Annotated in this window: 12 protein-coding genes; 8 read left to right on the forward strand and 4 right to left on the reverse strand. The window is 60.7% G+C overall.

All coding sequences use genetic code 11. The annotated features are described in order from the left end of the window. Positions 1-162: 162 nt before the first annotated feature. Complete coding sequence (locus MUY21_RS06415) at positions 163-939, reverse strand: 3-keto-5-aminohexanoate cleavage protein (protein ID WP_248409503.1); 777 nt, start codon at positions 937-939, stop codon at positions 163-165. After that, positions 939-2,258, reverse strand: a complete 1,320-nt coding sequence (locus tag MUY21_RS06420) for an aspartate aminotransferase family protein (RefSeq protein WP_248409504.1) — start codon at positions 2,256-2,258, stop codon at positions 939-941. Before MUY21_RS06420 ends, MUY21_RS06415 begins: the two co-directional genes overlap by 1 nt. Before the next feature lie 99 nt (positions 2,259-2,357). Between MUY21_RS06420 and MUY21_RS06425 the strand changes: the two genes are divergently transcribed. The 4 genes from MUY21_RS06425 (at position 2,358) to MUY21_RS06440 (ending at position 7,404) form a co-directional block, all read left to right on the forward strand. Next, complete coding sequence (locus MUY21_RS06425) at positions 2,358-3,221, forward strand: MurR/RpiR family transcriptional regulator (protein ID WP_248409505.1); 864 nt, start codon at positions 2,358-2,360, stop codon at positions 3,219-3,221. 31 nt (positions 3,222-3,252) lie between these two features. Further along, positions 3,253-4,221 (forward strand): TAXI family TRAP transporter solute-binding subunit, encoded by a 969-nt coding sequence (locus MUY21_RS06430; protein ID WP_248409506.1) that lies wholly within the window; start codon positions 3,253-3,255, stop codon positions 4,219-4,221. Positions 4,222-4,360: 139 nt separating this feature from the next. Continuing rightward, positions 4,361-6,973, forward strand: coding sequence for a TRAP transporter permease (locus MUY21_RS06435; RefSeq protein WP_248409507.1), 2,613 nt, complete (start codon positions 4,361-4,363; stop codon positions 6,971-6,973). After that, the gene (locus MUY21_RS06440; RefSeq protein ID WP_248409508.1) at positions 6,970-7,404 is read left to right on the forward strand and encodes a universal stress protein; all 435 of its coding nucleotides are present in this window, start codon (positions 6,970-6,972) and stop codon (positions 7,402-7,404) included. The genes MUY21_RS06435 and MUY21_RS06440 overlap by 4 nt, the downstream gene beginning before the upstream one ends. A gap of 54 nt (positions 7,405-7,458) precedes the next feature. Here MUY21_RS06440 and MUY21_RS06445 read toward each other — a convergent pair whose 3' ends face one another. Both MUY21_RS06445 and MUY21_RS06450 read right to left on the reverse strand, forming a co-directional pair. Next, complete coding sequence (locus MUY21_RS06445; protein WP_248409509.1) at positions 7,459-8,907, reverse strand: ATP-binding protein; 1,449 nt, start codon at positions 8,905-8,907, stop codon at positions 7,459-7,461. Beyond that, on the reverse strand, positions 8,907-9,641 hold the full coding sequence (locus tag MUY21_RS06450) for a response regulator transcription factor (protein WP_248409510.1): 735 nt from the start codon (positions 9,639-9,641) through the stop codon (positions 8,907-8,909). The genes MUY21_RS06445 and MUY21_RS06450 overlap by 1 nt, the downstream gene beginning before the upstream one ends. Positions 9,642-9,888: 247 nt before the next feature. On the opposite strand from MUY21_RS06450, the gene MUY21_RS06455 reads away from it, so the two are divergent. The 4 genes from MUY21_RS06455 to ugpC all read left to right on the forward strand — a co-directional run bounded on the left by MUY21_RS06455 (position 9,889) and on the right by ugpC (position 14,056). Next, positions 9,889-11,133 carry an ABC transporter substrate-binding protein gene (locus MUY21_RS06455; RefSeq protein WP_248409511.1) on the forward strand — a complete coding sequence of 415 codons (1,245 nt, stop codon included), beginning with the start codon at positions 9,889-9,891 and terminating at the stop codon, positions 11,131-11,133. Positions 11,134-11,194: 61 nt separating this feature from the next. Further along, positions 11,195-12,067: a sugar ABC transporter permease gene (locus MUY21_RS06460; RefSeq protein WP_248409512.1), complete on the forward strand. Its 873-nt coding sequence runs from the start codon at positions 11,195-11,197 to the stop codon at positions 12,065-12,067. Further along, entirely contained in the window at positions 12,060-12,953 is an 894-nt protein-coding gene (locus tag MUY21_RS06465) for a carbohydrate ABC transporter permease (RefSeq protein ID WP_191286259.1), read from the forward strand. The genes MUY21_RS06460 and MUY21_RS06465 overlap by 8 nt, the downstream gene beginning before the upstream one ends. A 5-nt stretch (positions 12,954-12,958) precedes the next feature. After that, a complete protein-coding gene (gene ugpC / locus MUY21_RS06470; protein ID WP_248409513.1) occupies positions 12,959-14,056 on the forward strand; it encodes a sn-glycerol-3-phosphate ABC transporter ATP-binding protein UgpC in 1,098 nt (365 codons plus the stop codon). The last annotated feature ends 7 nt before the right edge of the window (positions 14,057-14,063 follow it).

Below are 14,063 nucleotides of genomic sequence, written 5' to 3' on the forward strand. Positions count from 1 at the left end.
GTCACGGCAAGCACCTGTGGTCGTGTGAACATGTTAACTAGGTTCACACTGACAGGTTTACCAGACTCGTGCGCCGGAAAGTGATCCATCATGCGTCACTGCGCAAATATTATGTCAGGTTGCCGTTACGGCACTTTGTCGGGCGCAGGACCGGGTGGCTCCTCAGGCCCGGGGTGGCAAATGGCGGATGGCGTCGCGCACCGCCCGGACGCGATCCGCATTGTCTTTGGCCACCCGGCCGTCGGAATGTACCCGCGCGTTTTCGAAGCCGACGCGGCATTTTCCGCCACATCGTGCGGTATAAACCAAAGATTCCGTTTCCCCCTGACCGAAGGCGCAGACGGCCCAGTCGGGCGTCAGTTTCTGCGTTTTCATCCAGTCCAGAAACGGGTCCAGATCCTGCGGGTCGGAGTTCTGATCCGCTGCATAGCGCCCCAGCACGAACAAGAGTTGCAAGTCGGGCGCGGTGAGCAGATCTTGGGGCAGCGTTCGTGCCAGAAGCTCTGCATCGTCCCGGTCATAAAGGATGTGCTGGATCGCAATGTCCTGATCCGCGCAATCCCGGTAAAAGGCCTGCGTGACATCTTTCTTGTCGCGACACAGCTCGCGCACAGAGGCCGAAACCATGGACGCCCCCGCGTTCATGGCAACCCGCCGTTGATGGGGTGGGTCGTATTTTCCGACCGCCTCAGTGGTGATCTGAACGGCGATGTCAGGCACCTGAGCGGTCAGTTCCTGCACCGCCTCGCGATAGGCGCCAGCATCCAGCAGGTGGCCTCCATCCGCATCACGAAGGTGCAGGTGCAAGCCGTCCGCGCCCGCTGCGTGGCAATCGCGCGCGGTGGCGATGATCTCGGGCAGCGTGATCGGCAGGGCCGGGTGGTCCGCCTGCGTCAACCGCGCCCCGTTCGGCGCCACCATCAGACGCGGCAGCGCCATCACAAAACCGCGTCAAAGGTTTTGGACAGTTTGTCGACAAGTTCGCCAATCTGATCGTCGGTGATAATGAACGGGGGCGCCAGCAACACATGGTCGCCTTGTTGCCCGTCGATCGTCCCTGCCATCGGATAGCAGATCAGCCCGTTGGCAAAGGCCTGCTTCTTCAGCTTCGCCGCAATGCCTTTTTCGGGTGCAAACGGGGCTTTGGTGTCGCGGTCCGCAACAAGCTCCAGCCCGCGGAACATGCCGCGCCCGCGAATGTCGCCGATATGGGGGTGCTGGCCGAAGGCGTCGGTCAGGGCGGCCATCAGTGTCTCGCCCATCTGGGCCGACCGCGCGACCATGCCGCCCTCTGTCAGTTTGCGCACCACCGCGTCGGCGGCGGCACAGGCCGTCGGGTGGCCGACATAGGTATGGCCGTGCTGGAAAAAGCCACTGCCGTTTTCGATCGCCGCATAGATTGCGCCCGAACACAACATCGCGCCGATGGGCTGATACCCGGCGCCCAGCCCCTTGGCGATTGTGATCAGATCCGGCGCAACGCCATCCTGCTCGCAGGCAAACAATGTGCCGGTGCGCCCCATGCCGCACATGACCTCGTCCAGGATCAGCAGAATGCCGTATTGGTCGCAGATCTCGCGGATGCGCTTGAAATATCCCGGCACGGCAGGAACGGCGCCAGCGGTTGCGCCCACCACAGGTTCCGCAATGAAGCCGATGACGTTTTCCGGCCCCTGACGCAGCAGTTCCGCCTCAAGCTCGTTTGCCGCGCGCAGGGCATAGTCTTCCTGCGACTCCCCCTCATGGCGCAGCCGGTATTCGTAGCAAGGCGAGATATGAGAGGCTGACACCATCACCGGGTCGAAGGGTGCGCGCCGCCAGGCGTTGCCGCCGGTGCCAAGCGCGCCCAGCGTGTTGCCGTGATAGCTTTGCCGGCGCGAAATGAATCTGGTGCGCTGCGGCTGGCCCGTTTCGATCATGTATTGGCGCGCCAGTTTCAACGCGCTTTCCACCGCTTCCGACCCGCCCGAGACGAAATAGACCCGCTCGATTCCATCCGGTGCGTGGGCGACCAGCCGGTCTGCCAGTGATTCTGCCGGCTGCGACGACAGGAAACCCGTATGCGCAAAGGCAAGTTGATCGACCTGAGTCTTGATCGCCTGGATGACATCCCTGTCCGAATGACCAAGGCAGGACACAGCCGCGCCGCCCGATCCATCCAGATATTTATTTCCATTGGAATCAATGATATATATGCCATCTCCTTTTACCGCGATGGGCGGGACGGCTTTGGTGTGACGGGGGAAGACGTGTGACATGGCGGCCTCTGATTTTCGATGATATTGAAACAAATATCCCGACATTTGACAATGCATGAAACAAAGAGAACACTGGAATCGTCCAGTCAGGGGGGCACATTGAACGAACGCTTCGAAAAGAGGCTTGCTTTGGCCTATGCCGATCTCAGCGATGCTTTGCGCAGTGCTGCGGATTTTCTGGTGGCCAATCCACTGGATGCGGTGACGCGACCGCTGCGCACTGTATCACGTAACAGTGGCGTGTCGCCCGCCGCCTTTTCGCGTCTTGCCAAGGCTCTGGATTACGAAGATTTCGAAGAGCTGCGCGAAGAACTGCGCGACAAGATTGACCAGCGGGTAAACAACTTCGCCGCGCGGGCCGGGGTCTTGCAAAAGCAGCATGACGACGGGCAGCACCGTTTCATCGACATGCATTTTGTCGCCTGCCAATCGAATCTGAACCACGCGCTGACCTCGTTGGACCAAAAAGACCTTGAGCATTGCGTCGAGGTGTTGGTCAATGCACGTAAGGTTTTGTTGCTTGGTGCGTTGGGATCGACGGGGATCGTGGAATATATGTCCTATATGGCGAATTTCTGCACGGATAACTGGCGCCTTGCGAATCGCATGGGGGCGTCACTGGGCGGCGCCTTGACCGGTCTGGACAGCCGCGACGCCTTGTTGATCGTGACAAAACCGCCTTTCGCGTCCAACGTGATCAAGTCCGCCAAGCTGGCCCATCAACTGGGCGTTTTCGTGATTGTCATCACCGACACCCATGCCTGTCCGGCGCTGGAATATGCCTCGGTCAGTTTTGTCGTGGCGGCGGACAGTGCGAATTTCTATTCATCCTACGTGACAACCTTGTTCCTGATCGAAACGATCGTCGGAATGGTTGTCGGGCGTTCCGGTGCCGCGGCACAGGAACGTATCGCAGAAGTCGAACTGCGCAATCGGCAATTGGCCGAGGTGTGGTCCGAATGACATCAGAACATCAACACAAGGGAGTATAGTGATGTTGAACAGGTTCAAACTTGCATTTGCCGGGGTTGCCGCGACGGCCGTTCTGGCCCCGGCCGCGATGGCCGAGGAGTTTATCACGATCGGCACCGGCGGTGTGACCGGCGTGTATTATCCGACTGGCGGTGCGATCTGCCGTCTGGTGAACAAGGGCCGCAAGGATCACGGCGTGCGCTGCTCGGTCGAATCGACGGGTGGATCGGTTTACAACATCAACACCATTCGCGAAGGCGAACTGGAATTTGGTGTGGCCCAGTCGGACTGGCAGTACCACGCCTATAACGGCACTTCGAAATTTGAAGAGGCCGGTCCCTTCGAAGGGCTGCGCGCCGTGTTCTCGGTGCACCCGGAGCCGTTCACCGTCGTGGCCCGTGCTGACAGCGGCATCAAGACCTTTGAAGATCTGAAGGGCAAACGCGTCAACATCGGCAACCCCGGTTCTGGTCAGCGCGGCACCATGGAAGTTCTGATGGATGCCCTTGGCTGGACAACGGGCGACTTCGCTCTGGCAACCGAGTTGAAAGCGTCCGAACAATCGGCTGCCCTGTGTGACAACCAGATCGATGCGATGGTTTACACCGTCGGCCACCCGTCCGGGTCGATCCAGGAAGCCACCACCGCCTGTGATTCCGTTCTTGTCGAAGTGGCAGGTGACGTGGTGAACAAGCTGGTTGAAGAAAACTCGTTCTATCGGACAGCCACCATCCCCGGCGGCATGTATCGCGGCAATGACGAAGACACCAAGACCTTCGGTGTTGGTGCCACCTTCGTCAGCTCGGATCAGGTGTCGGAAGACGCGGTTTACGCCGTGGTCTCGTCGGTTTTTGAAAACTTCGAAGACTTCAAGGGCCTGCACCCCGCTTTCGCAAATCTTGACCCGAAAGAGATGGCAACCGCTGGTCTGTCCGCGCCGCTGCACCCGGGTGCCGAGAAGTATTACAAGGAAAAGGGCCTGATCGAGTAAGCTGATCAGGGCATGCCTTTGTTGGGGGCGGTGCGCTGCCCCCAACACCCCTGACCCGGCGCAAAGATCGGGCAAGTGACAACGACCAGAACCAGTTTGGGCTGCCGCAAGATAACCCATGCAGCCGAGGGAGGGACAGATGTCCACTAAGGAAGAACGCGCGCTGAGCGAAGAGGAACTTCAGGAACTGGTTGCCGCCAGCGATACCGGCGCCCGCAGCCCGCATGGGCCAGTGGGGTTGATGATCGCCGGGGTGGCCCTGACCTGGTCGATTTTTCAGGTGCTTCTGGCCTCGCCGGTGGCGCCATATGTCTTGCCAGGCGACCTGATCAACAACTCGCGCCAGATCCACCTGGCCTTTGCAATCTTCCTGGCCGCGATGGCCTATCCGTTGTTCAAATCCAGCCCGCGCGACCGCATCCCGTGGTATGACTGGATCCACGGGATCGGCGGCGCGTTGCTCGCGCTGTATGGCTATTTCTTCTATCAGAAGATCGTCGGCAATGGCGGGCTGGCGGATGACACCGACGCTATCGTGTCCCTGATTGCGCTGGGCTTTCTGTTCCTTGCCGCCTATCGCACGCTTGGCCCGGTGATGGTCGCGCTGGCGGTGATCTTTCTGTTTTACGTCTTTTTTGGCTCGTCCGAGGTCGTGCCCGACCAGATCCGTTGGGCGGGTGCCAGTCTGCGCAAGGCGATGAGCCATATGTGGATCACGTCCGAAGGTGTCTTTGGCATCGCGCTGGGCGTGTCCACCAAATTCGTATTCCTGTTCGTGCTGTTCGGCGCATTGCTCGACCGGGCAGGGGCCGGGAACTATTTCATCAAAATGGCGTTTGGCGCGCTGGGCCACCTGCGCGGCGGACCGGCAAAAGCTGCCGTGGTCGGGTCGGCGGCGACGGGGCTGATCTCCGGGTCGTCCATCGCCAATGTCGTGACCACCGGCACCTTTACAATTCCGCTGATGAAGCGGGTGGGCTTCACCGCCGAAAAGGCAGGCTCGGTCGAGGTCGCGTCCTCGGTCAACGGGCAGATCATGCCACCCGTCATGGGCGCGGCTGCGTTCCTGATGGTGGAATATGTCGGCATTTCCTATGTCGAGGTCATCACCCATGCCTTCCTGCCTGCGATCATCTCGTACATCGCGCTGGTCTATATCGTGCATCTTGAGGCGGTGAAGAACCGTATGCCCACGATCGGCAACAAGGTCGTGTCGATGGGCAAGACCATCGGCGGCATGTTCGCCTTCTTCGCGGGCTTTGCGCTTCTGTGCTATGCCACGCAATATCCGGTGGGGTGGATCGTGTCGCTGTTCCCGTCCGGGTCCGGCTGGATCCTGTCGATCCTGCTGGGGATCATCTATCTTGCCCTGATCTATCTTGCCGCACAGGTGCCGGATCTTGAGCCGGACGACCCCAATGCCGAGGTGGTCGAACTGCCGGATGTGGCCAAGATTTACAAGTCCGGGCTGTATTATCTGATGCCGATCATCGTGCTGGTCTATTTCCTGATGATCGAACGCAAGTCCCCCGGCCTGTCGGCCTTCTGGGCGACCTTTCTTCTGTTCGGCATCCTGCTGACGCAGAAACCGCTGAAGGCCATGTTCCGGGGCGAAGGCAATCCGGTGGGTCGGTTGCGCGACGGGGTGATGGACCTGATCGAAGGGATGATCGACGGCGCGCGCAACATGATCGGGATCGGTCTGGCCACGGCCACCGCCGGGATCATCGTCGGCACCGTGTCGTTGACCGGGATTGGTCAGGTCATGGCCGATTTTGTCGAGTTCCTGTCCGGCGGCAACCTGATCCTGATGCTGGTCTTCGTGGCGATCCTGTCGCTGATCCTTGGGATGGGGCTACCGACCACGGCGAACTATATCGTCGTCTCCTCACTGATGGTGGGGGTCGTGGTCGAACTGGGTGCGCAATCGGGGCTGGTCGTGCCGTTGATCGCGGTGCACCTTTTCGTGTTCTATTTCGGGATCATGGCCGATGTGACGCCCCCGGTGGGGCTGGCCAGTTTTGCCGCCGCCGCCGTGTCAGGGGGCGATGCCATCCGCACCGGTTTCACCGCGTTCTTCTATAGCTTGCGGACCGTGGCGCTGCCGTTTGTGTTCATCTTCAACACCGACCTGCTGCTGATTGACGTGACATGGGTACAGGGGATTATCGTCTTTGTGGTGGCAACAATCGGGATCCTTGTCTTTACGGCAGGAACCATGGGCTTTTTCCTGACCAAATCGCGGATATGGGAAACCGTTGCCCTGCTTCTGGTGGCTTTTGCCCTGTTCCGTCCGGGCTTCTTCATGAACCAGATCCAGCCGCCCTTTGCCGAAATCCCGCCTGCACAGTTTGCAACGGCGCTGGAGCAGGCCGCGCCGGGGGATCAGCTTCGCGCAGTGATCCGTGGCCCGGATTTCGACACCCTGGACAGCAAGGACCTGACCGTCGTGCTGGATGTGCCCGAAGGGGACGACCCTGCGGCGCGGCTTGATGCGCTGGGCTTCATGATCCTGCCGGAAGGCGACACGATCCGGTTGGACGAACCGATGTTCGGCACATTCCTGTCGGACAAACTGGCCTCGTTCGATTTTTATGGTGACGAGCCGGTTCAGATCGCGGCGGTTCAGGCGCCGTCCAATCAACTGCCGAAAGAACTGATCTTCATTCCCGCACTTCTGTTGCTAGCCCTTGTGGCCTTCCTGCAATCGCGTCGGGCCGAACAGGAAACACTGCAAGGAGAACCGGCATGAGCAAGACAATTCTCTGCGCCGTCGACATCAACCGCCCCGAGGAAGAACGCGAGGTGCTGACCGTTGCAGCCAAGCTGGCCCGCATGGACGGTGCGCAATTGGACGTGATCACCGTGGTGCCGGATTTCGGCATGTCGGTGGTCGGGGCCTATTTTCAGGATCATCAGGTGGAACCGGTCAAGGAGCGTGCCAAAACGCTTCTGAAAGAGATGACAAAGGCCACGCTGGGGGCCGAGCAGGACGCCAATGTGCGCCACATCGTGGCGGTCGGCACGGTCTATGAAGAGGTGCTGCGCATTTCGAAACTGGACAAGACCGACCTGATCGTGATTGGGGCGCATAGGCCGGACCTGAAGGATTACCTGCTTGGCCCGAATGCCGCGCGCGTGGTGCGCCACTCGGATTGTTCGGTCTACGTGGTGCGCCACTAGATCCTGTCTGCCACCCGGCGCCATTGGGGCCGGGTGGACACAGCGCGCCAACAATCACCTGCGCTGGATCGACAGCAAAGCCCGCAGCCCCTTGGCCCCGGCGTCAAAACGCAAGGTGCCGCCATGCTGTTGGGCCACCGTCGCGACGATGGTCAGACCCAGCCCGAACCCGGCAATGTTCATCGTGTTATCGCCGCGCTCAAACGGGGCCATCATGTGCTCGATTTCGGCGGCGGAGTAATCCGATCCTTCATCCTCGACAATGATCGTGGCGGTTTCGGCATCGGTGTGCAGCTCGACCATGGCGCGGCGTCCGTATTTCAGCGCGTTGTCGATCAGGTTCGAGATCGCCCGCTGAAGCGAGATGGGGCGCGCGGTGACCAACACCCGACGTTCATCCGGCATATGGCTGTGCCCCCGGCGCGACATGAACACGGACGCCCCGCCCTCGATCACCACCGGGTCCTGATGCCGAAGCGACACCGGTCGACCGGTGTCCTGATAATCGGCCACAAGGGCTTCGACCAGCGATGTCAGCGACAACTGGCGCGGTTCTTCGGCGTTGATTTCCGACCGCGTATAGGTCAGCACGCTTTCGATCATATCGGTCATCTGGTCGATATCCGCTTCCAGCTTGCCGCGCAGGTCGGCGTCGTTGATCAGCGCCGCGCGCAGCCTGAGCCGCGTGGCCGGGGTGCCCAGATCATGGCTGACCCCGGACAGCACCATGGCCCGCTGGGCCAGTTGCGCGCGCTCTGCCTGAAGGTGGGCGTTCACGGCGGCCACGATGTCGCGCAATTCAGTCGGGCCTTCGATCTCATAGCTTTCAGGGCCGCCAAAGCGTCGGCGCACCCGAAGCGCCCGGGCGAACGTTTGGAAACTGGCGGTGGTGTTGGCCACATGGGTCAACAAGGCCGCCAGGGCGATTACTGCGGCCAGGGCGGCCGGCACGCGCAGATCTTTCGGGGCGGCGTCGCAGCCCCAGACGGCGGCACCGTCGATGCGTTGCCAGGGTTTGTCGGCATAACGCGCGAAGATGATCGGCGTGCTGCAATAGGAGGCTAGAAGCCGGGTCACCTGGCCCAGACGCCCCGCCGGAATCGGATCGCCGCGCACGACGATGTCCGAGATCGGATAGACCAGTTCATCCGACACAATGCCAAGGGTCAGAACCGCGCGATCCGTCGGGGACGCAGGCCGGATCAGGATCGAGATATTGGTGACATAGGCGGGTCGCGGCGTGTCGGGCAGTCGCGCAAATTCGCCCCGCGTGGCCATCGCGGCATTGTCGGGGGCAAGCGGCGTAATGGTCACCCGGTCGCCGGGCGGCACATCCTGCCGCAGGGCTTCATAGATCGTGAACCCCGCCGCATAGGCTTGCAACAGGTGACGGTCCCAGGCGCGCACCGATCCCAGCCACAGCGTGGCCGCGATCATCCCGGCGGCAAAGGAAAGAAGCACCCACGCCCCGCCAACCCGGCGCAGGGACAGCCCGCGCGACATCACGTGTCCTCGACCGTGACGTCAATCGCAAAGACGTATCCGGTGCCCCGTTCGGTTCGCAACATCTGCGGGTCTTTGGGGTTCTTTTCGATCTTTGATCGCAGCCGTCCCACCAGAACGTCAATCGCCCGCCCCGAGGCCTCGGGCTGGTCGCCTTCACCGGTCACGTCCAGGGCGGCGGCGATCTCGTCCCGGGTCAGGGGAATGTGGGGGTTGGCCAACATCACCTTCAACAGCGCGGTCTCGCGTTGGGACAGGGCGACCTGAAACCCCTCGGGCGACACGATCTCATTGCGCTTTCCATCATAGACCCAACCGCCGAAGCGAAACACGGACACCCGTCGACGATAGGCCAGCGACGGTGTGCGTTGGGCCCGCAATAACACGGCACGCACCCGCGCCAAGAGAAGCTGCGGGTTGAACGGCTTGGCGATATAGTCATCCGCCCCGACCTCGTATCCCGCCATGCGCTGATGATCGGCGGACAAAGCCGACACCAGAATGATCGGCACGTCCTGTTGGGCGCGCAGGCGGCCGCAGATCTCGACCCCGTTTTCATCCCCCAGCATCACATCCAGCAGGATCAGGTCGATGCGCCCGGCGTCCAGATGGCCCCTGATGTCACGTTCCGAGGCCGCGGGCAGGGCGACAAAGCCATTCTGGTGCAGAAACTGCGTCATCATCGACCGCATGTCAGCATCGTCATCGACAACAAGAAGGCGTGGGATGGTCAATATGCACTCTCTTTTTTCTGGTTCAGGCAGGCGCGGCGGCTGGCTCGCCCTGTGCGCTCCCTGCTCCAGCCAATGTAACAACAGGCAACAGAATCAAGGATTAGGTAACAAGCTGTAACAGATTGACCGAAAAACTGCATATCGCCGCGCGAGATGCCGTGGTTGACCGTTGCTGCGACTCGGCGCGCAGGCGCATGCTGACATTATCACCGCCAATGAGCGCGGCAGATTATGGGAGGATTTTTAGATGAAAAGAACCGCTTTCGCGGCAGTGTCCGCGTTTGCCGTCATGGCAAGCAATGTTGCCGTGGCTGAGCCGCAAGCCGAAGTGCTGCACTGGTGGACCTCGGGGGGTGAAGCCAAGGCCGTCGCCGTGTTGCAAGAGGAATTTGCCTCCAAGGGTGGCACCTGGACCGACATGCCCGTGGCCGGCGGTGGCGGCGATGCCGCCATGACCGCCCTGCGCGCCCGCGTGCTGGCTGGTAATGCGCCCACCGCCGTTCAACTGAAAGGCCCGGCCATTCAGGAATGGTACGAGGAAGGCGTGCTGGCCGATATCTCGTCCGTGGCGGACGCAAATGGCTGGGCCGAGGTGCTGCCGGAGTCGATTGCAAACCACATGAAGTGCGAAGGCACATGGTGCGCGGCCCCTGTCAACGTGCACCGGATCGACTGGATCTGGGCAAATGCGGACGTGCTTGAGGCCAACGGCATTACCATGCCGACCACGTGGGACGAGTTCAACGCGGCAGCCGAGAAACTCATGGCGGCTGGGGTGATCCCGCTGGCCCATGGTGGCCAGGCCTGGCAGGACGCCACCGTCTTTGAAGCCGTCGCGCTGGGTATTCTGGGCCCGGAGGGGTTCAGGAAAGCCTTTGTCGATCTGGACGCCGACACGCTGACCTCGGACGGCATGGTCGCGGTGTTCGATCAGATGCGCAAGATGCGTGGCTATGTGGATGACAACTTCTCGGGCCGCGACTGGAACCTGGCGACCGCCATGGTGATGAACGGCGAAGCCGCCTTCCAGATCATGGGCGACTGGGCCAAGGGCGAGTTTCTTGCCGCTGGCAAAGTGCCGGGCGAAGATTTCCTGTGCCAATCCACGCCGGGTGACGGGTTCCTGTATAATGTGGACAGCTTCGCCATGTTCAACGTGGATGGCGACGACAAGAAAGCCGGGCAAGACCTGCTGGCCGAACTGATCGTCGGTCAGAACTTCCAGAAGGTGTTCAACCTGAACAAAGGCTCGATCCCGGCGCGGGTCGACGTGGCACTGGACGAGTTTGACAGCTGCGCCCATACCTCGGCCGAGGATATGAACGCCAGCGCGGCCAACGGCTCGCTCCTGCCCAGCTATGCCCATGGCATGGCGCTGCGTGGGGCGCAGGCCGGTGCGATCACTGATGTTGTGACCGCGCATTTCAACTCGGACATGTCGTCGGCTGACGCGGTCCAGATGCTGGCCGACGCTGTCGCCAACAGCATGTAAACCGACCCTTCGCCCCCGCCCGTTGTCAGGTCGGGGGCGAAACCTTCGGGGGATCGATCAGATGACAAAATGGCTGGAAACGCACCTGCCCAAGATGGTGCTTGCGCCCTCATTCATCGCTGTTTTGGTGTTTGTATACGGGTTCATTGCCTGGACGGCCTGGGTCTCGCTGACCCGTTCACGCCTGCTGCCGAAATACGAGATCGAGGGTCTCATCCAGTACAAGCGCCTGTTTGCCTCGCCGCGCTGGGATACGGCGATGAACAACCTGTTTATCTTCGGCGCCTTGTTCATCATCATCGCCATGGTTTTGGGGCTGCTTCTGGCGATCCTGCTGGATCAGAAGATCCGCACCGAAGGGATGATCCGCACGATCTATCTTTACCCCATGGCGCTGTCGATGATCGTGACCGGCACAGCGTGGAAATGGATCCTGAATCCCGGTTTGGGTATTCAGGCGACCGTTCGCAGTTGGGGGTTTGAAAACTTCTCGTTTGACTGGTTGATCGACCCCGACTTCGCGATCTACACCATTGTGCTTGCCGCCGTCTGGCAAAGCTCGGGCTTCGTGATGGCCTTGTTCCTGGCCGGACTGCGCTCGGTGGACGAGGAGATTATCAAGGCCGCGCAAGTGGACGGCATCCCCACCTGGCGCATCTATTCCGCGATCATCATCCCGTCGATGGGGCCGATCTTCATGTCCGCCTTCATCGTTCTGGCGCACCTCGCGATCAAGAGTTTCGACCTTGTCATTGCCCTGACCGGTGGTGGCCCAGGTTACGCAACCGACCTGCCTGCAACCTATATGTACGCAATGGCGTTTTCACGCGGTGACATCGGTCAGGCGGCGAGTTCGGCCATGATCATGATGTTGGTCGTGTTCGCGATTGTCGTGCCTTACCTCTATTCGGAACTGCGAGCCAAAAATGACTGATCTTGCACATCCCCCCGCGCGCAAAAGTGGCGCATTCGGCAAGATTGTTCTGCGCTGGGTGCTGTACATCCTGCTGGGCCTGTTCGCGCTTTATTATCTGATGCCGCTTTTTGTGATGGTCACGACCTCGCTGAAAAGCCTTGAGGAAATTCGCACCGGAAGCCTTGTGGCCCTGCCGCGCGAGGTCACGTTCGACGCGTGGAAAACCGCGTGGTCCGGGGCTTGTACGGGCATCCAGTGCGAGGGGCTGCGGCCTTATTTCTGGAACTCTGTGCTGCTGGCAGTGCCGGCTGTCGCACTCTCAACCTTCATCGGGGCGCTGAACGGATACGTGGTGGCGCAGTGGCGATTTCCGGGTGCGAACATCATCTTCTCGCTGATGCTGTTTGGCTGCTTCATCCCCTTTCAGGTGGTGTTGCTTCCCATGGCGCGCCTCTTGGGCCTGATGGGCATCGCGGGCACCATTCCGGGGCTGATCTTCGTCCACGTGATCTATGGGATCGGGTTCACCACGCTGTTTTTTCGCAACTACTATGTGTCCATTCCGTCTGAGTTGACCAAAGCGGCCAAGGTGGACGGGGCAGGGTTCTTCCGCATCTTCTGGTCGATCTTCCTGCCACTCAGCCTGCCGATCATTGTTGTGACCGTTATCTGGCAGTTCACCCAGATCTGGAACGACTTCCTGTTCGGCGTATCGTTCAGTCAGGCGGGCACGCAACCCGTAACCGTTGCCCTGAACAACATCGTCAATTCGACCACCGGCGTGAAGGAATACAATGTCGACATGGCCGCCGCGATCATCGCCGCCGCCCCGACACTGCTTGTCTATATCGTCGCTGGCAAATACTTCATCCGCGGACTGACCGCGGGCTCTGTAAAGGGATAAGACCGATGGCCCCAATTCTTGAAATCCAGAACCTCTATAAGAATTATGGTCCGGTCGAGATCCTGAAGGATATCAACATCGCGATCGAGCCCGGAGATTTCCTCGTGCTGGTCGGCCCGTCGGGATGCGGCAAATCCACGCTTCTGAATTGCATTGCGGGGCTTGAGCCGATCACCAGCGGAGATCTGATGATCGGCGGCAGAAACATGACCGATGTCAGCCCCAAGGACCGCGACATCGCGATGGTGTTCCAATCCTATGCGCTGTACCCGACGATGAGTGTCGCCAAGAACATCACCTTTGGCATGAAGGTGCGCGGTGTGGATCAAGCCACGCAGGCGCGCAAACTGGACGAGGTGGCAACCCAATTGCAGATTGAACAGCTTCTGAATCGCCGTCCGGGGCAGTTGTCCGGTGGGCAGCGGCAGCGGGTCGCGATGGGTCGCGCACTGGTGCGAGACCCCAAGCTGTTCCTGTTCGACGAACCCCTGTCGAATCTCGACGCCAAGCTGCGGGTGGAGATGCGGTCCGAAATCAAGAAACTGCACCAGACCCTTGGCGCGACGATGGTTTACGTGACCCATGACCAGATCGAGGCTATGACGCTGGCCACCAAGATCGTGGTCCTGAAAGGTGGCGTGATACAGCAGATCGGATCGCCGTCCGAGATCTATAACCGTCCTGCCAATCTGTTTGTCGCCGATTTCATGGGGTCGCCTGCGATGAACCTGATCCCGGCCAAGGTACGGGCCGATGGCGCAGGCGCGCGGATCGAGATTGCCCGCACCAGCGGCACGCCGCTTGTGCTGATCGACGAACATGCCCCCGCCTTGCCCGAGGATGTGATCCTTGGCCTGCGCCCCGAAGACATCGCCGAGGCCGGATTTCGCGCCGGCGCCGATGTGCAGGATGCCAGCTGCCTGATCGACATGGTCGAACCCGCCGGGGCAGATACTTATGTGGTGTCCGAACTTGGCGGCAAGCCGGTCACGGCGCGGTTGCATTCGGAAACCGTTGCGACGCCCGGCGAGATGCTGAACCTGTCGATCGACATGAGCAAAGTGTCCTATTTCGCGCCGGACAGCGGGCAGCGTCTGAACTGATCGCGCG

The organism is Aliiroseovarius sp. S2029 (genome assembly GCF_023195575.1).
GTDB classification, from domain to species: Bacteria; Pseudomonadota; Alphaproteobacteria; order Rhodobacterales; family Rhodobacteraceae; genus Aliiroseovarius; species Aliiroseovarius zhejiangensis.

Excerpts from the sequence above, each read along its gene's own strand:
- MUY21_RS06420 (WP_248409504.1), bottom strand. The coding sequence starts at position 2,258 with ATGTCACACGTCTTCCCCCGTCACACCAAAGCCGTCCCGCCCATCGCG.
- MUY21_RS06465 (WP_191286259.1), top strand. The coding sequence starts at position 12,060 with ATGACTGATCTTGCACATCCCCCCGCGCGCAAAAGTGGCGCATTCGGC.
- MUY21_RS06455 (WP_248409511.1), top strand. The coding sequence starts at position 9,889 with ATGAAAAGAACCGCTTTCGCGGCAGTGTCCGCGTTTGCCGTCATGGCA.
- ugpC (WP_248409513.1), top strand. The coding sequence starts at position 12,959 with ATGGCCCCAATTCTTGAAATCCAGAACCTCTATAAGAATTATGGTCCG.
- MUY21_RS06415 (WP_248409503.1), bottom strand. The coding sequence starts at position 939 with ATGGCGCTGCCGCGTCTGATGGTGGCGCCGAACGGGGCGCGGTTGACG.
- MUY21_RS06445 (WP_248409509.1), bottom strand. The coding sequence starts at position 8,907 with ATGTCGCGCGGGCTGTCCCTGCGCCGGGTTGGCGGGGCGTGGGTGCTT.
- MUY21_RS06460 (WP_248409512.1), top strand. The coding sequence starts at position 11,195 with ATGACAAAATGGCTGGAAACGCACCTGCCCAAGATGGTGCTTGCGCCC.
- MUY21_RS06430 (WP_248409506.1), top strand. The coding sequence starts at position 3,253 with ATGTTGAACAGGTTCAAACTTGCATTTGCCGGGGTTGCCGCGACGGCC.
- MUY21_RS06435 (WP_248409507.1), top strand. The coding sequence starts at position 4,361 with ATGTCCACTAAGGAAGAACGCGCGCTGAGCGAAGAGGAACTTCAGGAA.
- MUY21_RS06440 (WP_248409508.1), top strand. The coding sequence starts at position 6,970 with ATGAGCAAGACAATTCTCTGCGCCGTCGACATCAACCGCCCCGAGGAA.